Origin of the sequence: Paraburkholderia kururiensis, from assembly GCF_034424375.1 — a bacterium.
Lineage (GTDB): Bacteria > Pseudomonadota > Gammaproteobacteria > Burkholderiales > Burkholderiaceae > Paraburkholderia > Paraburkholderia kururiensis_A.
On sequence record NZ_CP139965.1, the window covers coordinates 4,494,301 to 4,517,753 of the forward strand.

General features: G+C 68.3%; 16 protein-coding genes and 1 tRNA gene. 11 read left to right on the forward strand and 6 right to left on the reverse strand.

What is annotated here, in order from left to right; genetic code table 11:
- The first annotated feature begins 2 nt into the window (after positions 1 to 2).
- The 3 genes from U0042_RS20225 to U0042_RS20235 all read left to right on the forward strand — a co-directional run bounded on the left by U0042_RS20225 (position 3) and on the right by U0042_RS20235 (position 1,370).
- Positions 3 to 806: a BON domain-containing protein gene (locus U0042_RS20225; RefSeq protein WP_114809450.1), complete on the forward strand. Its 804-nt coding sequence runs from the start codon at positions 3 to 5 to the stop codon at positions 804 to 806.
- On the forward strand, positions 806 to 1,174 hold the full coding sequence (locus U0042_RS20230; RefSeq protein WP_114809449.1) for a c-type cytochrome: 369 nt from the start codon (positions 806 to 808) through the stop codon (positions 1,172 to 1,174). Before U0042_RS20225 ends, U0042_RS20230 begins: the two co-directional genes overlap by 1 nt.
- Positions 1,175 to 1,294: 120 nt before the next feature.
- A tRNA-Ala gene (locus U0042_RS20235) sits at positions 1,295 to 1,370 on the forward strand.
- Between the two features lie 145 nt (positions 1,371 to 1,515).
- Here U0042_RS20235 and U0042_RS20240 read toward each other — a convergent pair.
- Positions 1,516 to 2,505 carry a LacI family DNA-binding transcriptional regulator gene (locus U0042_RS20240; RefSeq protein WP_114809448.1) on the reverse strand — a complete coding sequence of 330 codons (990 nt, stop codon included), beginning with the start codon at positions 2,503 to 2,505 and terminating at the stop codon, positions 1,516 to 1,518.
- Between the two features lie 219 nt (positions 2,506 to 2,724).
- On the opposite strand from U0042_RS20240, the gene ptsP reads away from it, so the two are divergent.
- The 7 genes from ptsP (at position 2,725) to U0042_RS20275 (ending at position 14,344) form a co-directional block, all read left to right on the forward strand.
- The gene (gene ptsP / locus U0042_RS20245; protein ID WP_114809447.1) at positions 2,725 to 5,277 is read left to right on the forward strand and encodes a phosphoenolpyruvate--protein phosphotransferase; all 2,553 of its coding nucleotides are present in this window, start codon (positions 2,725 to 2,727) and stop codon (positions 5,275 to 5,277) included.
- Positions 5,274 to 6,341: a 1-phosphofructokinase family hexose kinase gene (locus U0042_RS20250; protein WP_114809446.1), complete on the forward strand. Its 1,068-nt coding sequence runs from the start codon at positions 5,274 to 5,276 to the stop codon at positions 6,339 to 6,341. Before ptsP ends, U0042_RS20250 begins: the two co-directional genes overlap by 4 nt.
- 23 nt (positions 6,342 to 6,364) lie before the next feature.
- On the forward strand, positions 6,365 to 8,191 hold the full coding sequence (locus tag U0042_RS20255) for a PTS fructose-like transporter subunit IIB (RefSeq protein WP_114809445.1): 1,827 nt from the start codon (positions 6,365 to 6,367) through the stop codon (positions 8,189 to 8,191).
- 120 nt (positions 8,192 to 8,311) lie between these two features.
- Positions 8,312 to 10,264 carry an AI-2E family transporter gene (locus U0042_RS20260; RefSeq protein ID WP_114809444.1) on the forward strand — a complete coding sequence of 651 codons (1,953 nt, stop codon included), beginning with the start codon at positions 8,312 to 8,314 and terminating at the stop codon, positions 10,262 to 10,264.
- A gap of 199 nt (positions 10,265 to 10,463) precedes the next feature.
- A complete protein-coding gene (locus U0042_RS20265) occupies positions 10,464 to 12,080 on the forward strand; it encodes a sensor domain-containing diguanylate cyclase (protein ID WP_114809443.1) in 1,617 nt (538 codons plus the stop codon).
- 138 nt (positions 12,081 to 12,218) lie between these two features.
- On the forward strand, positions 12,219 to 12,875 hold the full coding sequence (locus U0042_RS20270; RefSeq protein WP_114809442.1) for a DUF2239 family protein: 657 nt from the start codon (positions 12,219 to 12,221) through the stop codon (positions 12,873 to 12,875).
- A 164-nt stretch (positions 12,876 to 13,039) separates the two neighbouring features.
- The gene (locus tag U0042_RS20275) at positions 13,040 to 14,344 is read left to right on the forward strand and encodes a solute carrier family 23 protein (RefSeq protein WP_114809441.1); all 1,305 of its coding nucleotides are present in this window, start codon (positions 13,040 to 13,042) and stop codon (positions 14,342 to 14,344) included.
- An 86-nt stretch (positions 14,345 to 14,430) separates the two neighbouring features.
- Here the strand turns inward: U0042_RS20275 and U0042_RS20280 are convergent, their stop codons facing one another.
- Positions 14,431 to 16,101 (reverse strand): Na+/H+ antiporter, encoded by a 1,671-nt coding sequence (locus U0042_RS20280; RefSeq protein ID WP_114809440.1) that lies wholly within the window; start codon positions 16,099 to 16,101, stop codon positions 14,431 to 14,433.
- Positions 16,102 to 16,496: 395 nt separating this feature from the next.
- Here U0042_RS20280 and U0042_RS20285 point away from each other — a divergent pair, with 395 nt between their 5' ends.
- On the forward strand, positions 16,497 to 17,771 hold the full coding sequence (locus U0042_RS20285) for an EAL domain-containing protein (protein WP_114809439.1): 1,275 nt from the start codon (positions 16,497 to 16,499) through the stop codon (positions 17,769 to 17,771).
- A gap of 82 nt (positions 17,772 to 17,853) precedes the next feature.
- On the opposite strand, the gene U0042_RS20290 is transcribed toward U0042_RS20285, so the two are convergent.
- The 4 genes from U0042_RS20290 to U0042_RS20305 form a co-directional block, all read right to left on the reverse strand.
- Complete coding sequence (locus U0042_RS20290; RefSeq protein WP_114809438.1) at positions 17,854 to 21,471, reverse strand: indolepyruvate ferredoxin oxidoreductase family protein; 3,618 nt, start codon at positions 21,469 to 21,471, stop codon at positions 17,854 to 17,856.
- A 196-nt stretch (positions 21,472 to 21,667) separates the two neighbouring features.
- The gene (locus U0042_RS20295) at positions 21,668 to 22,669 is read right to left on the reverse strand and encodes an ion channel (RefSeq protein ID WP_114809437.1); all 1,002 of its coding nucleotides are present in this window, start codon (positions 22,667 to 22,669) and stop codon (positions 21,668 to 21,670) included.
- A 134-nt stretch (positions 22,670 to 22,803) separates the two neighbouring features.
- Entirely contained in the window at positions 22,804 to 23,049 is a 246-nt protein-coding gene (locus U0042_RS20300) for a hypothetical protein (RefSeq protein ID WP_114809436.1), read from the reverse strand.
- A gap of 87 nt (positions 23,050 to 23,136) precedes the next feature.
- Positions 23,137 to 23,358, reverse strand: a complete 222-nt coding sequence (locus tag U0042_RS20305; RefSeq protein ID WP_114809435.1) for a hypothetical protein — start codon at positions 23,356 to 23,358, stop codon at positions 23,137 to 23,139.
- Between the last annotated feature and the right edge of the window lie 95 nt (positions 23,359 to 23,453).

A 23,453-nucleotide genomic window follows, 5' to 3' on the forward strand; every position in this document is an offset into this window, starting at 1 on the left:
TGATGAGCGGACACCGCATCAGGAATACGCTGGCGAGAACCACTCTCGCAATCGGGCTCGCCGCAGGGCTCGCCGCCGGTTTGCAGGGCTGCGTGCTCGCACTCGCGGGTGCCGCGGGCGGCGGCGCTTTGGTGGCAACCGATCGGCGCACAGTCGGTACGCAAACCGAAGACCGCGAGATTCAGGTGAAGGCGCTCTCGCAGCTGAGCAACAACCTGCCGCAGGACTCGCACATCAACGTGGCCGTGTTCAATCGCCGCGTGCTGATTACGGGCGAAGTGCCCGACGACGCGTCGAAGCAGAAGGCCGAGACTCTCGTGCGCGGCATCAACAACGTCAATTCGGTCGTCAACGAACTGGCCGTGCAGCCAGCCAGTTCGTTCTCGTCGCGCTCGAACGACGCTTACCTCGAAGGACGCGTGAAGACAGCGCTGATCGCGGAGAAGTACATTTCCGCGAACAACTTCAAGGTGGTGAGCGAGCGCGGCATCGTCTACCTGATGGGCCTCGTCACGCAGGAGGAGGGCGGTATTGCCGCCGCCGCGACGAGCCAGGTGCCGGGCGTCGTGCAGGTGGTGAAGGTGTTCCAGTACATCCAGCCGCAGGAGGCCGCAGCATTGAACGCGGCGGCGCAGTCCGGCGCTAGCGCACCGGGTGCCGCGAGCGCGCCGGCAATTTCCAGCGACGCAACGGCGGGCGCCGTGCCGGACTCGTCCGTGAGCGCGCGCCCGCTCGACCAGCAGGCGCCGGCGCCCGTGACGAACTCGTCCCCCGCTAAACCCGGAACCGTGGCGGCGCCGAAATGATGGTCGGCGCGGGTATAGGTTTGTGGAAACGGCTGGCGCCGCTGCTGGCCGCAGGCGTAGTGCTCGGTTTATCGATCACGGCCACCGCAGCCCGTGCGGCGGACACGCCCGCGGGCCTCGTGGTAGCGCGCAGCAATGCGTGCATGGGTTGCCACGCCGTGGACCGCAAGCTGGTGGGACCGTCGTTCCAGCAGATCGCAGCGAAATACAAGGGTGACGCAGCAGCGCCGGCAAAGCTGGCACTGAAGGTCAAGGACGGCGGCTCGGGCGTGTGGGGCGCCATTCCGATGCCCTCGCATCCGCGCATGAGCGACGCGGACATTCGCACCGTGGTGGCTTGGGTATTGGCGGGGGCGCCTGAGAAGTGAGGTTGGGCTGTTTTGCGTTTGCCTGTGGTTTCGCGGCCTGCTTGTCTGGAGACCGCGTGCTACGCCTAGCGCGGCGCTTGGCAAACCGCCGATCGCTTGTGCTAGAATCGCAGCTTCGTTGGGGCGGTAGCTCAGCTGGGAGAGCGTCGCGTTCGCAATGCGAAGGTCGGGAGTTCGATCCTCCTCCGCTCCACCAACAGACATTCAGGCAGTTCCGCAGTATTCCGCAAACCCCGCAGCCGGCAAGGCTCGCGGGGTTTTTTGTTTCGGGCGACGCTTTACGACATCACTCGACGTCAGGTACGCGGCCACTCGGGAAGGACCACGCTGGCCAACACCTCCTACGCCCCCGTCGACCCCCTCACCACCAACTCCCCCGGCAACACCAGCGTGCGCGTCGACATCTCCGGTTCGGCGAGTCGCTGCGTCAGCAATTGCATCGCATTCTTCCCGATCTCATACACCGGCTGCGCGATAACCGTGACGCCAGGCGTCACCAGGTCCGTCCACGCGTCGTTATCGAAGCCGGCGAGCGCTACGTCGTCCGGCATACGCGCCCCGTGCTCGCGCAGCGCCCTATAGGCTCCCAGCAGCAGCAAACCATTGCTTGCCACAATCGCATCCGGCCGCTCGTCTGACTCTGCCGCAAGCCACGCCGTCACACGCGCGTGTGCGGCCTCGGGATGCGGATCGACGAATTCCGCCGCCGCCGAAACGCCATGCTGCTGCAGTGCTTCGACAAACGCCGCGTGTCGTTCGCGTCCGGTGGTACTCGCATTGCCGAAGAGTCCCGCGCACCGCTTGTAGCCGCGCTCCACCAGGTGTTCGGCGAGGCGCGTCGCGGCGTCGCGGTTGTCGAGCGTCACGGCGTCGGTCACGCCCGCCGGGCCCGCGCGGTCGATCATCACCACCGGGAACGCGTACGTGCGCGCGTCGAACCGGCGCGCGGCCTCGTAGGTCGGCGAGTAGATCACGCCCGTCACGCGCTCGCTTTCCATGAGCCGCAGGTACATGGCCTCTTTTTCCGGGTTCTCGTCCGTGTTGCAGAGGATCACGCGCATGCCCTGCGCGTACGCGGCGTCTTCCACGGCGCGGCTCACCTCGGTGAAGAACGGGTTGCGCACGTCGGAGACGATGAGGCCGATCGTCGCGGTGTCGCCCGAGCGCAGGCGCTGCGCGGCGGCGTTGGGCCGGTAGTCGAGCTGTTCGATGACCTCGAGCACGCGCCGGCGCACGCTGTCGCGCACCGGGCCGTTGTTCGAAAGCACGCGCGAGACGGTCGTCACCGACACGCCCGCTGCCTCCGCCACATCCTTGATTCTTGGCGCCATGGAATGAAATCGATTTCTTGATGAATCGGCGTATACCCTGGTCTCGCGGTATCCGTTCGCGCATCTTGCAGTGCCGCGCCCCGGCGGGACGGGCGACGCGCGGCTATTCTATCGGGCCTCGGCGCAACTTTCATCCTTCCCGGCGACTGTATGCCGACTTGACGTCCAAAGTGGTATCGATTCCAATAGCGCACATTCCACGACCAACGAGGAGACGCGATGTCGCCGCTGCTTACTGCGGAGCTCGTCCGGCTAGGTGCCGGGCCGGGTTCGAAACACGATGCGATCCGTGAGGCGGGCGCGCTGCTCGTCGCGGCGGGCGTCATCGAGCCGGGTTACGTCGATAGTCTGCAAGGGCGCGAGCAGGTATCGAACACGTATCTGGGCAGCGGTGTGGCGATTCCGCACGGCCTGCAGGAAGACCGCCATCTGATTCGCCGCACGGGCGTCGCGGTGCTCCAGGTGCCGGAGGGCGTCGAATGGCAGGGCGGCGAACGCGCGCGGCTCATCGTCGCAATCGCGGCGCAGTCCGACGAGCACATTGCGCTGCTGCAACGTCTCACGCGGCTGATCGGCGACCCGGCGCAGCTGGAGGGGCTGCTGACGGCGCGCGATCCGCAGATCGTCGTCGATGCATTGAACGGCGTGCCGCTCGCCGCTACGAGCGGCAGCCCAACGTCCCCAGAAACAGAAACGGCAACAGCCGCAGCAGCCGCAGCAGCCGACTACGACCAGCACCTCGAACTGATCCTCGACTATCCGCACGGTCTGCACGCGCGTCCCGCGAGTGCGTGGGTGGCCACGGCGAAGCGCTTTCAATCGGCGCTGCGGGTGCGCAACGGCAGCGTGGCCGCCGATCCTAAGAACCTCGTGAGCCTGCTGCAACTGGGCGCCACGGCGCAGGCGCGGCTCGTTCTCTCGGCGCAGGGCGGCGACGCCGCCGACGCGCTCGCCGCGCTCAAGCGCACCATCGAATCGCTGGCCGCGGAAGAGCACGAGCGCGCCGCCGCTGCGCGCTCGCGTCGCGAGGCCGCGCAGCCGGCGTTGTTCACGCCCGAAGATCCGGCAACGGTGATCGAAGGCGTGGGCGCGGGTCCCGGCTTCGTCGCGGGGCCGGTGCGAGTAGTGCGCCATGCGCGGCTCGACATCGAAGATCGTCCGGGCGATGTGCTCGACGCCTCGCGCCGTCTCGAAAAAGCGCTGGCCGACACGGCCGCCGAACTCGATGCGCTCGCGCGCGAAACGACCACGCGGCTCGGCGCAGCCGAAGGCGAGATCTTCGCGGCCCAGCGCGAACTGCTGAACGACGCCGATCTGCTCGGCGATGCCGCACGCCTTACCATCGACGGCCACGGCGTCGAGTGGTCGTGGCATCGCGCAGCGGAGTCGCGCGCGGCGCAACTCGCGGCGCTTGCCGACCCGCTGCTCGCCGCGCGCGCAACCGACTTGCGCGACGTCGCGCGCCGCGTGCTCAAGCACCTCGACCAAAACACGGCGAATCAGCACGCAGCAACGGGCGTTGCAGCAACCCCCGCCATCCTCATTGCCGAAGACCTCACGCCCTCGGACACGGCGCAGCTCGACCCCGCCATCACGCTGGGCTTTTGCACGGTGAGCGGCGGCCCGACCTCGCACACCGCGATCCTCGCCCGCACGCTGGGCGTGCCGGCGGCGGTGGCCTGCGGCGCGAAGCTGCTCGACATCGCCGACGGCGCACATGCCGTGCTCGACGGCAACGCGGGCCGGCTCTACGTCGGCGTCTCGCCGCGCGACGCGGAGCGCGCGCGTCAAACCGCGTTGCGTCTTGCCGAAGAGCGCGCCCGCACGGCGGCGAATCGCGCGTTGCCGGCCACGACGCTCGACGGCCACGCCTTCGAGATCGGCGCCAACATCACGCGCCCGAGCCAGGTGGCCGACGCGCTCGCCCACGGCGCGGACGGCATCGGCCTGATGCGCACGGAGTTCCTGTTCCTCGAGCGCCACGACGCGCCGAGCGAAGACGAGCAGTACGCGTGCTATCGCCAGATGGTGCAGGCGAGCGGCGGACGGCGGCTCATCATCCGCACGCTGGACATCGGCGGCGACAAGCAGGTGCCGTATCTGAACCTGCCTCACGAAACGAATCCGTTCCTCGGCGTGCGCGGCGTGCGTCTGTGCCTGCGTCGGCCCGATCTCTTCGTGCCGCAGTTGCGTGCGCTCTACCGCGCGGCCAAGGAAGGTCCGCTGTGGATCATGTTCCCGATGGTCTCCACGCTCGACGAAGCGCGCGCGGCCATTGCGCTGGCCGACACCGTGCGCGCCGAACTCGATGCGCCGAAGGTGCCGCTCGGCATCATGGTGGAGACGCCCTCGGCCGCCGCGCTCGCGGACCACTTCGCGCAGGCCGTCGATTTCTTCTCGATCGGCACCAACGATCTCACGCAATACGTGCTCGCCATCGATCGTGAGCATCCCGAACTGGCGCGCAACGCCGAGAGCCTGCATCCCGCCGTGCTGCGCATGATCCGCCAGACGGTGGAGGGCGCGCGTCGCCATCGCAAGTGGGTAGGCGTGTGCGGCGGCCTGGCGGGCGACCCGCTCGGCGCGGCGATTCTCGCGGGCCTCGGCGTGGACGAACTCTCGATGAGCCCGCGCGATATCGCGGCCGTGAAGGCGCGCCTGCGCGGCGAGCGGCTCGATTCCATGCAGGCGCTGGCCCAGCGCGCGCTGGAATGCGGCGACGTCGACGCGGTGCGCGCGCTCGACGCGGCCGACGTGAGGGTGGCGGCATGAACACCGTCATCACGGTCACGCTGAACCCGGCGCTCGACCAGACCGTGCGCGTCGCGAACCTGACGCCGGGCGACGTGAACCGCGCGGAGTCGCTCGAATTCAACGCGGGCGGTAAGGGCGTGAACGTGGCGGGTTGTCTCGCGGACTACGGCGTCGCAACCATCGTCACGGGGTTGCTCGGCGCGGAAGACAGCGCCGCGTTCGACGCGCTCTTTGCCGCCAAGCGCATCGACGACCGCTTCGTGCGCGTGCCGGGCCGCACGCGCATCAACGTGAAGCTCGTGGATACCGCGCGCCATGAGACCACCGACATCAACCTCGCCACCACGCCGCCCGCGCCCGGCTGCGTCGAAGCGCTGGAGCGGCGCATCGCGGAACTCGCGCGGCCGGGCCGGTGGTGCGTGCTCGCGGGCAGCCTGCCGCCCGGTGTCGATCCATCGTTCTATCGACGCATGACGCGCGTGCTGCACGACGCGGGCGTCCACGTGGCGCTCGACACGAGCGGCGCGCCGCTCACCGAAGCCCTCGCCGCTACGGATCCACGCGATCTGCCCGACCTCGTGAAGCCGAACCAGGCCGAACTGGAAGCGCTGCTGGGCCGCACGCTCCACGACGACGAAGCCATCATTGCCGCCGCCTGCGAACTCGCGGCGCGCGGCATCCGCTACGTGGTCGTGTCGCTGGGTGGTCGCGGGGCGCTCGGCGTGATGGCGAGCCAGCCGCCAGCGGGGTCGCACAGTGCGCCGCCGCAGTCGCGCGCATCCGCAGCGGCCTTGCGCGCCGCGCCGCGTGCCTTCCAGGTCTTTCGTGCGACGCCGCCGCGCGTGCCTGTCGCGAGCACAGTAGGCGCGGGCGATGCGTTTGTCGCGGGACTCGTCGCGAGTCTGCTCGAAGCACGCACCTGGGCCGAAGCGGGCCGGCAGGCCACCGCATTCGCCGCCGGGAAGCTCGCGCGCGTGGGCCCGCATCTGCCCGATCATGCGACGCTGGCCGCGCTCGCGGCGCGCGTCGAAGTCGAAACATTCACGCTGGCCGCCGCCGCGGACGGCGCCGTACAGCCATGAGCCGCGAGGCCGGAGACACTGCAATGGAAAAAATCATCGGACTCGTGGCGGCGCCCGGACAGAGCGCTGCGCCCACGTTCGCCGCGCAGGCGCTGAGCCGCGCCGCCGAGGCGCGCGGCGTGACGCTCGCCGTCGAAACGCGCAGCGCGCTCGGCGTGCAGACGCCGCTTTCCGCGGAAGCGATTCGCGCGGCGAGCGGCGTGCTGATCGCGGCAGACGACCCCGCCGCCGTGGACGAAACGCCGTTCGCCGGCAAGACGATCGAACGCGTGACCTTGGACGAAGCGATCCGCGACGCGCAAGCGGTGATCGCGCGAGCGGCTGCCGGCGCATCGCGTGTGGCGTCGCCGCCTGCGCCGCGTCAGGAAGACGACACCGCGAAATCGCCCGCTGAATCCGCTGAATCAAAGCGGCCTTTGAAGATCGTCGCCATCACCTCGTGCCCCACGGGCATCGCGCACACCTTCATGGCCGCCGAAGGCCTTGCGCAAGGCGCGAAGGCGCTGGGCCACACCATCCACGTGGAGACGCAAGGCTCGGTAGGCGCGCAGAACAAGCTCACCGACGCGCAGATTGCCGAAGCCGACCTCGTCGTGATTGCCGCCGACACCCAGGTCGACAAGAGCCGCTTCAAGGGCAAGCGGCTCTACGAAACCGGCACGAAGGGCGCCATCGGCAAGGGCGCGGCGTTGATCGAAAGCGCGATCGCGCAAGCGCGTGTCGAAGGCGGCGCAGCGGGTGCGGCCGCAAGCGGCGCGGCGCTCGCCGATCAGGTGGCGGCGGCCAAGCAGGCGCGTTCGGCGAAGGCGTCCGGTCCGTATCGGCACCTCATGACGGGTGTTTCGTACATGCTGCCGTTCGTCGTGGCGGGCGGACTGCTGATCGCGCTCTCGTTCGCATTGGGCGGCATCTACGCGTTCGACGACGCGCACAAAGGCACGCTCGCCTGGTCGCTGTTCCAGATCGGCGCGAAGTCGGCCTTCGCGCTCATCGTGCCGGTGCTCTCGGGCTACATCGCGTACTCCATCGCAGACCGGCCGGGCGTTGCGCCCGGCATGGTGGGCGGCATGCTCGCGGCCAGCCTCAGCGCGGGGTTCCTGGGCGGCATCGTGTCAGGCTTCCTCGCGGGCTACACGGCGCTGCTCATCAACCGGCACCTGAAGCTGCACCGCAACCTGGAAGGGCTCAAGCCCGTGCTCATCATTCCGCTCGTTTCCACGCTGATCGTCGGGTTGCTGATGATCTACGTGGTGGGCTCGCCGGTGGCCGCCGCGCTGCACGCGCTGGAAGGCTGGCTGCGTTCCATGCAGGCGGGCAGCGCCGTGGTGCTCGGCCTGATTCTGGGCGGCATGATGGCTGTCGACATGGGCGGCCCCGTGAACAAGGCGGCCTACGCGTTCAGTGCCGGGCTGATTGCGAGCCACGTCTACACGCCGATGGCCGCGACGATGGCGGCCGGCATGACGCCGCCGCTCGGCATCGCGCTCGCCACCTGGCTCTTCCGCGGCCGCTTCGGCGAGGAAGAGCGCGAAGCGGGCAAGGCGGCCGCCGTGCTGGGCATCGCGTTCATCACCGAAGGCGCGATTCCGTTCGCGGCGCGCGACCCGATGCGCGTGATTCCGTCGTGCATCGCGGGCTCGGCCGTAGCGGGCGCGATTTCGATGGCGGCCGGCGTCGAACTCAAGGTGCCGCACGGCGGCGTGTTCGTGCTGCCCATTCCGAACGCCGTCACGCACCTCGGCGTCTACGCGCTGGCCATTGTCGCGGGCACGCTCGTGACGGCGCTCGCGGTGGGCCTGTTGAAGCGTGCGCCGCAGAATGGCGGCAAGGCGCAAGCCGCGGCTGCCTGAGCCCGAGGGCCAGAATCGCAAAGGCGCCGTGACAGGCGCCTGACGCCCCATCCGGTTGTATCCTCTTGGCTCAGCAAACGGCGCCGCCCCGAAGGCGCCGCGCAACCGGACCGTCACCTCATGAAATTCCCCTTGCCGCCTCAAGGGCGGCCGAATCGCGTCTACCCGCGCGGTGCGCCGCCGGGCCTTTATGGGCCCGTTTCGGTGCTGGCCGGCGCCGCGGTCGTTTCCGGCCTCTATCTGGGCCGCGCGGTACTCATTCCGATCACGCTCTCGGTACTGCTGAGCTTTCTGCTCGCGCCGCTCGTCAACATGCTGCGGCGCGTGCGGCTGGGCCAGTTCGCGTCGATTCTCGTGGCCGTGTTCTTCGCGCTTGCGGCGCTGCTCGGCGTGGGCATGCTGATCGGCGCTCAGGTGGTCCAGCTTGCAGCCGATCTGCCGCAGTACCAGGTCGCCATCGAACGCAAGATCGAAACCGTGCAGGAGAAAACCGTGCGCCGCGCGGACGTGCTCGCGAGCAAGGCCGCGTCCACGCTGCAGCGCCTCGCGCCTTCGCGGCCCAGCCCGCCGCAGGGTTTCGGCAGCCGCGTGGCGAGAACGGCGTCGGGCAACCCGATTCCGGTCGAGGTCCACGAGCCGGTGCCCACGCCCATGCAACTCGTGCGGCGCGCGTTTTCGCCGGTGGTGGCGCCGCTGGAAACCACGTTCATCGTGCTGGTGGTGACGATCTTCATCCTGCTGCAGCGTGAGGATCTGCGCGACCGCCTCATCAGCCTGTTCGGCTCGCGCGACCTGCATCGCACGACGACCGCCATCGACGACGCCGCGCGCCGTCTGAGCCGCTATTTCGTGACGCAACTGGGGCTCAACCTCAGCGTGGGTGCGGTGCTCACCATCGGTCTTGCGGCCATCGGCGTGCCGGGCGCGCTGCTGTTCGGCGTGATCGCCGCGTTCCTGCGCTTCGTGCCGTACATCGGCATCTGGATTGCCGCGGCGCTCGCCACGTGCCTTGCCGCCGCCATCCAGCCGCAATGGACGATGGCGGTCTGGACGCTGATCCTCTTCATCGTCGTGGATGTCGTCGCGGGCCAGGTGGCCGAGCCGCTGCTCTACAGCCGCGGCTCCGGTCTCTCGCCGCTCGCGGTGGTGGTGGCCGCCATTTTCTGGAGCTGGCTCTGGGGGCCCATCGGCCTTGTGCTGTCGACGCCGCTTACGCTGTGCATCGTCACGCTGGGTCGCTACACGCATCGCCTCAATTTCCTCACCGTTTTGCTGGGCGACCAGCCCGCGCTCACGCCGGCGCAGAGCTTTTATCAACGGCTGCTCGCGGACGAAGCGCACGACGCCATCGTGCAGGCCGGGCGGCTGCTGCACGAGATGTCCGTGGTCGATTACTACGACCAGGTGGCGCTGGAAGGTCTGCAACTCGCGCGCAACGATGCGCTGCGCGGCGTGCTCACGTCTGAACAGCTGGCGCGCGTGAACGAAACGCTGATCGACATCGTGGAGAACCTCGAAACGGTGGAGGGCGCGCCGGACCCGCTCACCTCGGGGCAGAACGGCCGCACGCTGATGGCGGAGGGGCGCGAGCGAGAGCCGCGCGCCGCGGCAAGCCAGGCTGAGCCCGGCGCCCATGCCAGCCCGGCGTCGCTCGCTGAAGGCATCTCGGTGCTCTGCATCTCCGGCCGCGGCGCCTTCGACGAAGTAGCCGCCGCCATCACGATGCAACTGCTCGCGCGGCTCAAGATTCCGTGCACGGCCGCGCGCTACGAGCAGTTCCGCTATCCGCGCGCCGACGCGCCGGAGATCGAGCTGGCGCCGGTGGTCTGCATCGTGTCGCTCGATGCCGCGGACTGGCCGCCGTACCTGCGCAACCTGCTGCGGCGCCTGCGCAGCCAGCAGTCGCCCGCCGCCATCGTGGTGGGCTTCGGCAAACAGCCGGACGACGCGCCCGGCGTCGATGCGGCCGAGGCCACCGGGCCGCTGTACGAGGCCACGACGTTCCGCGCGCTCGTGGAGCAATGCCGGACGGCGGCGCTGGCGGCGAGCGCCTCCGCGCCCGCGCGAGGCTAGACCGGGCGCCGCGCGGGGCCGGATGCGCCCCGCGCCTGCGCGCCCAAACGTGCGGACAACCGCTGAGACCTTCCTCAGTTCACCAGATTGAATCCGCCGGCATGCGGGTACGCTCTTTCTGGGCGAACTCGCGGCGTGCGCCTGCATGACATCCGGCCGCGCCGAACACTGTCCCGCCCCGTACCTTGCGCCGTTCCTCATGCTGAAACGTCTGATCCGTCTGCTGCGCCATCCCGCCTCTGTCGTCTGGGTGAGTCTCGCGCTCGCCATGGCGATCAGCGCGGTCGCGGTCTGGGCGGCCGTCGAGATGCAGCACGACGCGATGCGCCGCGCGAACGAGACGGCGCAGAACGTCTCGCTGCTGATCGAGCGCGACACCGCGCGCAACCTCGAACTCTACGATCTGTCGCTGAAGGCCGTTATCGGCGGCCTGCACGAGCCCGGCGTGATGAAACTCGCGCCGCAGATGCGTCAGCGCGTGCTGTTCGACAGCTCGGCCATGGCGCAGGACCTCGGCTCGCTGTTCGTGATCGACGTGCACGGCAACGTGGTGGCGGATTCGCGCGCGGTGCCGCCGCGCCGCGTGAACGTTTCGGACCGCGACTATTTCAAGGTGCACCGCGATTCGCCGAACGTGGGGCTCTACGTCAGCCGGCCGTTCAAGCCGCGGCTCACCGCGGGCGACACGAGCATTGCGCTGAGCCGCCGCCTTTCGAACCCGGACGGCAGCTTCGCCGGCATCGTGGTGGGCACGATGCGGCTCGCCTATTTCCGCCGGCTCTTCGAGGGCACGAACCTGGGCGAGCGCGGCTCCATCACGCTGATGCTCACGGACGGCACCGTGCTGATGCGCCGACCGTTGCGGGCCTGGATGGTGGGCGTCAACCTTGCCGGCTCGGACAATTTCAACGCCTTCCAGGGCGCGCCCGAAGGGCGGTTCTTCGCGCAGTCGGCCATCGACGGCGTGGACCGCTGGTACGTCTATCGCCACATCCACGGTTTTCCGATGATCCTGAGCGTGGGCCAGGCCATCGACGACATCGACGCCGAATGGCGGCGGCGCGCGTGGATCATCGGCGTGCTGACTGTTTTGCTCGACGTCGCCATCGTGGCGCTGGCCGTGCTGTTTTCGCAGCAACTGCGCCGGCGTATCGCCATGGAAGACCGGCTGCGCGTGCTGGCTCGCACCGACGGGCTCACGGGCATCAACAACCGTCGGGCCTTCGACGAGCGCGCGAATACGGAATGGCGGCGCGCGAGACGCAGCGGCCGGCCGCTGTCGGCGCTGATCTGCGACATCGACCACTTCAAGACCTACAACGACCGCTACGGCCACGCGGCGGGCGACGACGCGCTCACGGCAGTGGCGGGCTGCATCGCGTCGTACGCGCGGCGTCCCGGCGACAGCGCCGCGCGCTATGGCGGCGAGGAGTTCACGGTGCTGCTGGCAGAGACGGCCGAACGCGACGCCATGCGGCTCGCGCAGCAGATTCGCGCAGCCGTGGAGGCGCTCAAGCTGCGCCACGCCGGCAATCCGCGCGGCGTGCTGACGGTGAGCATCGGCGTGGCCGGCACCGACGAGCACACGTTCGGCACGCTGTCGGAACTCCTCGAGGCCGCCGACGCGGCGCTGTATCGGGCCAAGGCGGATGGGCGCAACTGCGTGCGGCAGGCGCGGGCGCTGGAAGCGGTGTCCTCAATGGTGCCCCCAACGGCGTCTGAAACGACGCCGCAGCTCACGACGGAAAGCGCGAAGGAAACGGAAGGCGCCGCGAGCAAGGTCCAGCAAGACCCGCACACGGAGTCGCTGTCCTAGTTGCCCACGCCGGCGTCGTGGTGCCTGCCCGTTGGGCGACGCACCGCCGCGCATCCAAATTTAACCCGGGTAATATTGCGCGTTCAATTTATACCCGGGTATAATCCGTCGCTCATGACTACCCACAGGAGTTTCGGCATGAGCAGCACGGCGAGTTGTACGGCGTTCGAAGGCACACGGCGCATTGCGAGTGGCACGCCCCGGCAGGTCGCCGCGGCGGTGCGGCGGTGGCTGGACGATATCGGCACGGACGCGGCGCACGCTGACCCTCGCGCGCCACTGCTGATCTTCGACGACAGTTCGGGCCGGCAGGTGGAATTCGACCTGCGCGGCACGGTGGCGGAAGTCGAAGCACGGTTCGATGCGCCGGGCGACGCGTCCACGGCATCCGCGTCCGAGGTGCGAGCCGACCACGCCCCGCAAGCGGAAGCCGCCCAAACCGAAGCCGCCCCACGCGGCCGGGGCCGCCCGAAGCTCGGCGTGATCGCTCGCGAAGTCACGCTGCTGCCGCGTCATTGGGAGTGGCTCAACGGCCAGCCGGGCGGGGCTTCGGTGGCGCTGCGCCGTCTTGTCGAGGCGGCGCGCGCGGCGAACGGCAACAAAGACCGCATTCGCGCCGCGCAGGAAGCGGCCTGGCGCTTCATGACCGCGCTGGCCGGCGACCTGGCGGGCTACGAGGAGGCCACCCGCGCGCTTTACGCGAGCGACGCCGCCCGCTTCGACGCCTTGCTCGCTGGGTGGCCCGCTGACGTGCGCGACTACGCCGCAACGCTCGCCGCACCCGCGTTCGAGTGAGCGCCTTGCCAGCCCTATTCCCTCTTCGTACACTCGCGCGTAATTTGCCGTGGGCGGCACACGCGGGCGCCCACGTCTGCGCGGCACGCGTCCAGAAGCGAAGCCGCCGCAGAGGCAAGTCCCTCCCCATCCAACCATAACGCCCCAAGAGGAGAACCACCGCGATGTCCGATTCCTACTTCCCGCGCTGGCGTACCCAGCCTGGCGCCGCGCACCGTGTGGTCGCGACCGACGAACGGCTGCCTTGGCCGCAGATGCTGGCCATGGGCGTGCAGCACGTCGTCGCCATGTTTGGCGCCACGGTGCTCGCGCCGCTGCTGATGGGCTTCGATCCGAACCTTTGCATCTTCATGTCGGGCATCGGCACGCTGATCTTCTTCGTGATCGTGGGCGGGCGGGTGCCGAGCTATCTCGGGTCCAGCTTCGCGTTCATCGGTCTCGTGATTGCCGTGACCGGCTACAGCGGCCACGGACCGAATCCGAACATTCCGCTCGCGCTGGGCGGCATCGTGGCGTGCGGGGTGGTGTACGCGGTGATCGGGCTCATCGTTTCCGCGGTGGGCACGCAATGGATCGAAACGTTGATGCCGCCTGTCGTGACGGGCGCGATCGTCGCCGTGATCGGGCTCAACCTCGCGCCGATCGCCGTGAAGGGCGTGAGCGGTTCGTCGTTCGACTCGTGGATGGCGCTCGTCACCGTGCTGTGCGTGGGCGGCGTGGCCGTGTTTGCGCGCGGCATGCTGCAACGGCTGCTGATCCTCGTGGGACTCATCATCGCGTACGTGATCTATGCCGTCGTCACGAACGGCCTTGGCCTGGGCAAGCCGATCGACTTTGCCGTGGTGGCCAACGCCGCCTGGTTCGGCATGCCGCACTTCGCGGCGCCCGTGTTCGACGCGCACGCCGTCACGCTGCTTGCGCCCATCGCCGTGATCCTCGTGGCCGAGAACCTGGGTCACATCAAGGCCGTGAGCGCGATGACGGGGCAGAACCTGGACCGCTATATCGGCCGTGCGTTCATCGGCGACGGGCTGGCCACCGTGGTGTCCGGCTTCGCGGGCGGCACGGGCGTGACGACTTACGCGGAAAACATCGGCGTGATGGCCGTGACGAAGATCTACTCGACGCTCGTGTTCGTGGTGGCCGCGGTGATCGCGCTCGTGCTTGGCTTCTCGCCGAAGTTCGGCGCCGTGATCCAGACCATTCCAGGCCCGGTGCTGGGCGGGGTCTCGATCGTCGTGTTCGGGCTGATCGCGGTGACGGGCGCACGCATCTGGGTGGTCAACAAGGTGGACTTCTCGGACAACCGCAATCTGATCGTCGCGGCCGTCACGCTCGTGCTGGGCGCGGGGGACTTCTCCTTGAAGCTCGGCAACTTCGGCCTGGGCGGCATCGGCACCGCGACGTTCGGCGCCATCATTCTCTACGCGCTGCTGCGTCGCAAGCCGGCGCAGCAGGCGGCGGTTTAACGCGCTGTCTTAAACCGCTGTTGCTCGACTCGTGCGGCACGGCCGCCGCGCGAGTCTTCTGCTTGCAGTGGACGTGCCGCTAGTTCTCACTCGTGCCCGCGTCCCCGCGAAGTCAGTGCCGTCTCGGACCAGTCGACTTCGCGCATCAGCTTGTTCAGCGTTTCGTCGTTGATCTTCTGTTCGTTGCGTTGCGCGAGCAGCGCCGCGCGTTCGGCGCGCATCGCGGCAAGCCGCATCTGCAATTCCAGCGCCTCGGCACGTCGCGCTTCGGCGCGCTTGCCCGCGTCGTCGTCGCCCAGTGTCGCGAGGCGTCGTCGATAGATGTCCATCACGCGAGCGGCCACGTCGGTGGCAGAGGCGGCCTCGGCTTCGTCCAGATCGGCGCAGACCTTTTCGTGCTGCTGATCCACCGCGCGAATCGCGGCCTGCGCGGCGAGCGTGCGGGCCGCGCGCTCCTCGGCGGCGTGCGGGTCGCGGCCGCGCAGCGTCACGCCGCGCAACAGCAACGGCAACGCCACCACGGCGACGATCAGCGACACGAAAATCACGCCCGACGCGATGAAGATTGCCGTATCCCGCCCCGGCAGCGGCTGGCCGTCGGAGAGCGCGACGGGCAGCGAAAGCGCGCCCGCCAGCGTGATTGCGCCGCGCACGCCGGCAAAGGTGGTGATGGACACGGTGCGCAGCCCCGGCACTGCGTTCGCCACACCGTGCTTCGCCGCGCTGCGGCTGGCGAACCAGCGCAGCAGCCAGACCCATACGAAGCGGATGGCGTAGAGCGCGGCCAGCACCGCGGCCACGTAGCCGATCAATTGCCAGAACTGCGCGCGGCCCGCGTGATGCGCGTCCACGAGCGCCTTGCCGATGATGAGCGGGAACTCCAGCCCGAGCAGCGTGAACACCATGCCGTTGAACACGAATTCGAGCATGGTCCACGTGCTCGCGCCGCGCACGCGCGCCGAGACGGGGCCGCTGTGCGCGAAGTCGGTGGAATTCATCGTCATGCCGGCCGATACCGCCGCAAGCACGCCGGACCACCCGAAGTGTTCCGCGAGCAGATAGGAGGCGAACGGCACGAGCATGGTCATGATGACGCCCGGCGCGGGGTCGCCGTCCGCTGACAACGCGAAGAAGCGCGCGAACGCGAAGGCGAAGATCCAGCCGATGGCGATGCCGACAGCCAGCCCGCCCGCCGCAATGACGAGAAAGCTCAGCGACGCCTCGTGCAGCGAGAACACGCCCGTGAGCGCGGCGGCCACCGCGAACTTCAGCGCGACGAGGCCCGACGCGTCGTTCATCAACGCCTCGCCTTCCAGGATGTGCATGAGCTGCGCGGGAATGCGTCCCTTGCCGGCGATGGCCGACAGCGCGACTGCGTCGGTAGGCGAGAGCACTGCGGCCAGCGCGAACGCGACGGGCAGCGAAATGACCGGCACCAACGCGTGAATGAAATACCCGACCGCGAGCACGGTGGCGAACACGAGGCCGAGCGCGAGCATGAGAATCGCGCGCCGCTGCATGAAGAACTCGCGCTTGGGAATGCGCCAGCCGTCGCCGAAGAGCAGCGGCGGCACGAACAGCAGCATGAAGATTTCGGGATCGAAGGTGACGTCCACATGCAGCCGGGGCCACGCGAGTACGGCGCCCAGGGCGATTTGCACGAGCGGCAGCGGAAGCGTGAAAGGCAGCACGCGCACGAGAGCGCCGGAGAGCGCGACCGCGAGCAGAAGAATCAGGACGACAAAGACGGTTTCCATCGTTTGTGTGCGCGAGGACACCGAAGTGCCGTTGTTCTTGTGCGCAGCATGAGTCAACGAGGCTGAAGTGTAGCCTGGGGTTATGGCGCGCCGCGCCGTGGGGGGACACCGCAGCGCGCCTCGCCTCGCGTGCAGCAAATAACGCTTGAAAAGCCGCTCGAAACGAAACACGGCGCGCATCGCCGATGCACCAGCCGCGTGCACGCGTGCCCGCTCGCGACGCATGCGCAGTGCCGCCGGTGCAGCGGCTTATGCCGCGTTCATCGGAACACGGGCCGTAGTGCGCATGGACCTTGCTTTACTCCCCGCTGACGACGTACACCGCGAGACCGCACGCCATCGGCGGCGCGAGAGCCGCGCCTACACCGGCGACGAGGCTCGCACGAGAGGAACGCATGACCATCGAGCAACAGGAACGAACTTTCGCCGTACCGCACGGCTTCGAGCTGAGCATGGCATCCGGCATGCAGCGCTATGCCGCGCAGCACGGCGACTGGACATTGACCAGCGTATTTCAACCCGTATTCAGCCTCTCGCACATGCGGGCCGTGGGCTACGAGGGCCTGCTGCGCGCCCACGACGGACTCGACCGCCCGGTCGCGCCCGTGGACGTATTCGGCGCCGCGGCGCGCTTAGGCGAGGTCTTGCAGGTGGACCGGCTCGCCCAGGCGCTGCATCTGGAGAACTTCAGGCTGCTCGGCGCGCAGCGCGAGTGGCTCTTCCTCAACGTGCATCCGGGCACGCTCACCGAGCCGTATCACGCGGCGGCGCTGCTCGCCAACCTGCGCCGGCTCGACATTCCGCCGCGCCGCATCGTGCTCGAAGTACTGGAGCAGAGTACGGACGACATCGAACGCCTTGCCGAGTCCGTGCAGGAGTTTCGCGAACGCGGCTTTTTGATCGCGCTCGACGACTTCGGCGCCGGTCATTCGAACCTGGAACGCGTGTGGCAACTGAACCCGGACCTCGTGAAGATCGACCGCATCATGCTGCTGCACGCGTCGCTGCGGCGGGACATGGCGGCGATCCTGCACGGGCTCGTGTCGCTGCTGCATGAAGCGGGCAAGCTCGTGCTGATCGAAGGCGTGGAGACGGAGCACGAAGCGCAACTGGCGCTTTCCTGCGAGGCCGACTTCGTGCAGGGCTTCTTCTTCGCGCGGCCGCATCCGGGCCTTGCCGACGCGTCGCTGGCGGCCACGGTGATCGGCGACGTGACCGAGCGCTACCGCGTGCAGACCGAGGCGCGCGAGCGCAGCACGGCAACCCGCCTCGCGCCGTATCTGCGTGCCTTCGAGCGCGCGGCGGAGCGGCTGGGTGCGGGCGAGCCGCTCGAAGAGGTGTGCTGGAATTTCCTCGCACTCGACGACGCGGCGCGCTGCTTCCTGCTCGACTCGCACGGCCGCCAGGCGGGCCGCAACGTGGTGCTGCGCATGGACCGCGCGCAGCACGAAACACGCTTCTTGCCGCTTTCCGATGCGCAGGGCGCCAACTGGCTGCGCCGTCCTTATTTCCGCGCAGCTATCAGCGAGCCGGGCCGCGTGCACGTGACGAAGCCGTATCTCTCGATCAACGAGGCCATTCCGTGCGTGACGCTCTCCGTCGCCGTGCAGGTGGGCGAGCGGCTGGGCGTGCTGTGCGGCGATATCGACTGGAAAGACGATACGCTCTAGCCGCAGCCCGCAGCCCGCAGCCCGCAGCCCGCAGCCCGCAGCCCGCAGCCCGCAGCCCGGCGATTGACGTTGGCGCTTCAGGTCACTTCGCCACCACGACCGGAATGCCGCGCAGCGTGCCCGCGCCTCTTGCCTGATCGAGTGCCTGTTTGACGTGCTTGCCCGTGGCCGCTTCGATGCCGAGGCGCGCCGCCAGTTCGCGTTCGCTGCGCTTCGCAGCCGCGAGGTTGGCGAGCTTCACGTGCCCGTAGCCGCGCACGCGTGCGTGCAGTGCCGCGAGTTTTGCGATGTCCTCCGAGTCGGCGTTGGCATTGGCATTTGCGTGGCTCGCGGCCAGCTTCGCGAGCGCGCGCCGCATCGTGGCTTCGTAGTCGTGGGCGAGTTCGCGTTCCATGCGGCGTTCCAGCGTGCGGCCGAACGGATCGAACGCCGTGCCGCGCAGGCCACGTACCTTCGCGAGCACGCCGAGCACGGGCCACAGCCACGCGCCGAACTGCATCTTGCGCGGCGGTTCCCCACGCTTCCCATGAGCGAGCACCGGCGGCGCGAGATTGAACTTCACGCGAAAGTCGCGGCCCGCCGTGCCTTCGAACTGCGCTTCCAATGCTTCGCGAAACGCCGGCTGCGTGTGCAGGCGCGCCACTTCGTATTCGTCCTTCACCGCGAGCAGCCGGTAGAACGTGGTGACCACGGCGCGGCTCACGGCTTCATCGCGCGTGCGGTCCGCGGCACGCGCGGCATCCACGAGCGCGCGATAGCGCGCAACGTATCGCGTGCCGCCATAGGCTGAGAGGCGCGCTTCGCGGTCCGCGACGATTTCGTCGAGCGTTTCCACGCGTGCTTCCGACTTCGCGGCGTGGCGCGCTTGCCAGAGTGCTTCGAGCGCGGCCGGGTCCGCGGCGGCGAGACGGCCGATCGAGAATGCCAACTGGTTCGCCTGCACCGCGACGTTGTTCAGTTCGATAGCGCGCATGAGCGCCGCGAACGAAACCGGCACGAGCCCCAGCTGCCAGGCGAAGCCCAGCATCAGAATGTTCGCGCCGATGGTGTCGCCGAGAAAGCGGCTCGCGAGAGCCTGTGCGTCGCACGCGTCGAGCCGGCCGTCGCCTGCCGCGTGGCGCATCTTGGCGAGCAGCGCGTCGGCGTGCAGATTCGCGTCGGGGTTCTGCACGAACGACGCGTTCGGAATGGCGTGCGTGTTGACGACGATGCGCGTGCGATCGTGGCGCACCGTCTGCAACGCATCGGCGCTCGCGCCCACCACCATGTCGCAGGCGAGCAGCACGTCGGCCTGCTGCGTGTCGATGCGCACCTGGTTCAGCCACTCGTCGCGCGCGGCAAAGCGCACGAACGACAGCACCGAGCCGCCCTTCTGCGCGAAGCCCATGAAGTCGAGCACCGATGCGCTTTTGCCCTCCAGATGCGCGGCCATGCTGATGAGCGCGCCCACCGTCACCACGCCCGTGCCGCCCACGCCCGTGACGAGGATGTCGTAGGGCGCGGCGTCGAGCTTCGATGCCGGCACCGGCAGCGCGTTCACGCGTGCGGCGAGCGCATCCACGTCGAATGCGACGCCCGCTGCCTTCTTCAGCTTGCCGCCTTCGATCGTCACGAAGCTCGGGCAAAAGCCGTTCACGCACGAGTAGTCCTTGTTGCACGACGACTGGTCGATGCGGCGCTTGCGGCCCAGCACGGTTTCCACCGGCTCCACGGAAAGGCAGTTCGACTGCACGCCGCAATCGCCGCAGCCTTCGCAGACTTCCTCGTTGATGAAGAGGCGCCGGTCGGGATCGGGGAATTCGCCCTTCTTACGGCGGCGCCGTTTTTCCGCGGCGCAGGTCTGGTCGTAGATCAGCACCGTTACGCCGCTCGTGTCGCGCAATTCGCGCTGCACGGTGTCCATTTCGCGGCGATGGTGGAACGTCGTGCCCCTCGGAAAGAGGTCGTGATGGCCGTCGTACTTTTCGGGCTCGTCGCTTACCACGACGAAGCGCGACACGCCTTCGGCTTCCACCTGGCGCGCGATCTGCGGCACGGAGATGCTGCCGTCCACGGGCTGGCCGCCCGTCATCGCCACCGCGTCGTTGTAGAGGATCTTGTAGGTGATGTTCGCCTTCGCGGCCACCGCCTGGCGAATCGCGAGAATGCCCGAATGGAAGTAGGTGCCGTCGCCCAGGTTCTGGAACACGTGGCGCGTGTTCGTGAACATGGAATGCGAGGCCCAGTCCACGCCTTCGCCGCCCATCTGGATCAGACCCGTCGTGTCGCGGTCCATCCACGACGCCATGAAGTGACAGCCGATGCCCGCCTGCGCGACGGACCCTTGGGGCACCTTCGTCGACGTGTTGTGCGGGCAGCCCGAGCAGAAGTACGGCGTGCGCTTCACGCCGTCGGCTTCGTTGGAGAGAATCTGCGGCGCGACGAGGTCGACCACGCGGTTGCGCCGGTCGAGTGCGGGCTTGTGGCGCGCGAGCCAGTCCGCGAACACGGGCAGGATGCGCGAGGGGCGCAGTTCGCCCAATGCCGAAAGCAGCGGCGCGCCGTCGGCCGCGTGCTTGCCGAGCACGCGCGGACGGGCGCCCGCTTCGCGGTTGTAGAGGGAGTCCTTGATCTGCTGTTCGACCACGGGCCCCTTTTCTTCGATCACGAGCACGTCGGTCAGGCCCGACACGAAGGCGTTGATGCGCGAAAGTTCGAGCGGAAACGACAGGCCCACCTTGTAGATGCGCACGCCCGCCGCGTCCAGATCGCTCACCGTGAGATCGAGCCGGCGCAACGCTTCCATGAGATCGAGATGCGCCTTGCCGCAGGTCACGATGCCCACGTTCGCGTGCGGGCTGGGCGCGATCCAGCGGTCGATGCTGTTCGTGCGCGCGAAGTGGCGCACGGCGTCGAGCTTCGCCGCCAGCCGCGCTTCGATGGCGAGGCTCGGCAGGTCGGGCCAGCGGTTGTGCAGGCCGCCTGCGGGAGGCTCGAAACCGGCGGGCGCGGGCCAGTGCGTGTGCAGCGCGTCGAGGTCCACCGTGGAGCCGGATTCGACTGTCTCCGAAATCGCCTTGAAGCCGACCCATGCACCCGAGAAGCGCGATAGCGCCCAGCCGTACAGGCCGAATTCGAGCATGTCCGCGATATTCGACGGATTCACGATGGGCATGTGCCACGCCATCATCGCGAAGTCGCTCTGATGCGGCATGGACGACGACACGCAGCCGTGATCGTCGCCGGCCACCACCAGCACGCCGCCGTGCGGCGACGAACCGTAGGCGTTGCCGTGCTTGAGCGCATCGCCCGCGCGGTCCACGCCCGGGCCCTTGCCGTACCACATGGCGAACACGCCGTCGACGTTGCGCTCGGGGTCGCCTTCCACGCGCTGCGTGCCGAGCACGGCAGTGCCGCCCAGTTCCTCGTTGATGGCGGGCAGAAAGCGCACGCCGGCGCCGTCCAGCAGCTTCTTTGCCTTCCACAGTTGCTGGTCCACCATGCCGAGCGGCGAGCCGCGATAGCCGCTGATGAAGCCCGCGGTATTCAGACCTGCGGCGCGGTCGAGCGCGGCCTGCATGAGCGCGAGGCGCACCAGTGCCTGCGTGCCGGTGAGGAAGATGCGGCCGCGCGTGGCGGCGAGGTTGTCGGTGAGGCGATAGTCGGCAAGCGGCGTGGGCGACTTCGGCGGCAGGCTCTCGTCGGGCAGACGGGCGGTCATGAAGCGTCTCCTTGTTATGCGTGTCGCGCGCGCTGGCTGTGGGTGCCGCGCCGCGCGAGAAGAGACCTTATTTTTTCGCGCCGATGAAGGAATGTTTTTGCTATCTCGGCATGCGGCGCGTCGAACATCGCAACGAGCCGGACGATTGCGCCGCGATTTGAGCGGGATTTGCCGCGTGCTGCGTTTTACGCGGCCGCTATGCCTGATCCGCAGGGGCAACGTCGTGCACGCCGAGCGGCACGACGTCGTGGAATCGCGCGTAGTCGATATGGCTCACGCCATCCACTTCCGAAATGAGGTCCACATAGCGATGGTTCCAGCGGATGTCTCGGGCGTCCCAGGCATGACGCGCCTGCATGGTCTGCGAAGTGGACTCGTCCGAACCTTCGATCATGATGAGCAGCGACGCGTTCTGACGCACGAGCGATTCGACCGTTTCGCCGTAGAGAGGGCTCGTTTCGTCGATCACGTGCATGAGGTTCCAGCCCAGCAGGAAGATGGGATGCTGGTCGCGGATCAGCTTCAGATCGTAGATACGCTGCAGCGTATAGCCCTCCGGCATGGTTTCGCGGCGCAGGAGACGCAGCTTCGCGCTGGCTTCCGCGATCACGTTCTGGCGCGCGTTGGCGGCGCGCACCATGAGCGTGGTGCGGCCCTCCAGTTCACGCACGATGGCGTAGCGCGTGAACATGATCTTCGCGCGCGGCCGCGAGAAGCGCGCGAACACGAGCCCCGTGGCGAGCGCGATGCCCGACATGCCGCAGAAGATTTCGAGCGTGGCAACGAGATGCGCGTAGACCGTCGACGGATGCATGTCGCCGTAACCCACGGTGGCGAGCGTCTCCACGCTGAAGAAGAACGCACCGGCGAAGCCGGCAGGATTCTGGTTCGCAATGCCCGGACCGTTCAGTTCATAGAGCACCGCGAAGCCGGTGTTGAGCAGCAGAAAAAATGCCGCGAGCGCGCCGAAGAACATCGGCCAACTCACGGTGAGCGCACGGTGATAGAAGTCCTGCCAGAAAGGCAGCGGCAGGCCGTGCGCAATGACCACGCGCGAACCGAACGCGACACGCCGGCCGTCGCGCCAGCGCTTCGCGCGGCGCTCGTTTGCGTCGTCGCCGCTGTCCTTGCCGGGCTTCACGGGGCAGGGTTCGTTGTCTGAATCACTGCGGGCTTCGCCGCACGTGTCGTCTGCCATTGCGTTCCCTGAGCGATGAAAACGCGGACGAGCGTAGCACGGCGGCGGCACGCGGTGCCCTCATCGTGAGTGCGCGGCGCGCGGTTCAGCGGCCCCGCGGTTCCAGGGCACAGCGTTGGCGAACCATCACGGCATCAGGGAAACACGCGCGGCTTCGGAATGCCCGCGCCGTGCTCGATGTCGGCCACGGCCTGGCGATGCGCCAATTCGATCGCTTCGCCTGCGTCGGCATAGCCGTTGTCGCCGCCCACCGTGGTCCACGGCTGCACGGCTTTGTCCTGATGCCGGATTTCGTACTCCGCGTCCCAGCGCGCACCTTGCAGCTCGATGGGACGGACGTGGATGGCGTAGACGCCATAGAGAAAGAGCTGATCGGCCATGGTCGCCTCCAGCGGTTGAGTGCCAGCCTTGGGTCGCCTGAGCGGCGGGCCCGGGTCGGGCGCCTGAGTTGGCGCCCACGAGCGGCCCTACAGTTCGAGCTCGCCGAGAATGCGATGCGCGAGCGCCTTGGCTTCTTCCAGCGCTTCAGTGGCCGTGGCCGACGTGGCCTCGACTTCGTAGAGCACGTTTTCCGGTTCCTCGCCGTCGTCGCGCGCGAGCGAGACCACGCCCTGATAGTGCCCGCTGTTCGCCGGACGGACGGTGGCCGTGGCCGTGTAGATCCCTTTGGTGTAGGTGACGTCTTCCATGATGCGGCTCCAGCTGGAAGGAACTTTTATCCTAGCACGCCGATTCGAGGCTTACCGCCAGCGCGCACGCATGGCGAAGGCCTCGCAGGCGGCGT

Coding starts and splice junctions, on each gene's coding strand:
- U0042_RS20285 (WP_114809439.1), top strand. CDS start 16,497: ATGACCATCGAGCAACAGGAACGAACTTTCGCCGTACCGCACGGCTTC.
- U0042_RS20305 (WP_114809435.1), bottom strand. CDS start 23,358: ATGGAAGACGTCACCTACACCAAAGGGATCTACACGGCCACGGCCACC.
- U0042_RS20260 (WP_114809444.1), top strand. CDS start 8,312: ATGAAATTCCCCTTGCCGCCTCAAGGGCGGCCGAATCGCGTCTACCCG.
- U0042_RS20295 (WP_114809437.1), bottom strand. CDS start 22,669: ATGGCAGACGACACGTGCGGCGAAGCCCGCAGTGATTCAGACAACGAA.
- U0042_RS20225 (WP_114809450.1), top strand. CDS start 3: ATGAGCGGACACCGCATCAGGAATACGCTGGCGAGAACCACTCTCGCA.
- U0042_RS20280 (WP_114809440.1), bottom strand. CDS start 16,101: ATGGAAACCGTCTTTGTCGTCCTGATTCTTCTGCTCGCGGTCGCGCTC.
- U0042_RS20290 (WP_114809438.1), bottom strand. CDS start 21,471: ATGACCGCCCGTCTGCCCGACGAGAGCCTGCCGCCGAAGTCGCCCACG.
- U0042_RS20265 (WP_114809443.1), top strand. CDS start 10,464: ATGCTGAAACGTCTGATCCGTCTGCTGCGCCATCCCGCCTCTGTCGTC.
- U0042_RS20250 (WP_114809446.1), top strand. CDS start 5,274: ATGAACACCGTCATCACGGTCACGCTGAACCCGGCGCTCGACCAGACC.
- ptsP (WP_114809447.1), top strand. CDS start 2,725: ATGTCGCCGCTGCTTACTGCGGAGCTCGTCCGGCTAGGTGCCGGGCCG.
- U0042_RS20255 (WP_114809445.1), top strand. CDS start 6,365: ATGGAAAAAATCATCGGACTCGTGGCGGCGCCCGGACAGAGCGCTGCG.
- U0042_RS20275 (WP_114809441.1), top strand. CDS start 13,040: ATGTCCGATTCCTACTTCCCGCGCTGGCGTACCCAGCCTGGCGCCGCG.
- U0042_RS20300 (WP_114809436.1), bottom strand. CDS start 23,049: ATGGCCGATCAGCTCTTTCTCTATGGCGTCTACGCCATCCACGTCCGT.
- U0042_RS20270 (WP_114809442.1), top strand. CDS start 12,219: ATGAGCAGCACGGCGAGTTGTACGGCGTTCGAAGGCACACGGCGCATT.
- U0042_RS20240 (WP_114809448.1), bottom strand. CDS start 2,505: ATGGCGCCAAGAATCAAGGATGTGGCGGAGGCAGCGGGCGTGTCGGTG.
- U0042_RS20230 (WP_114809449.1), top strand. CDS start 806: ATGGTCGGCGCGGGTATAGGTTTGTGGAAACGGCTGGCGCCGCTGCTG.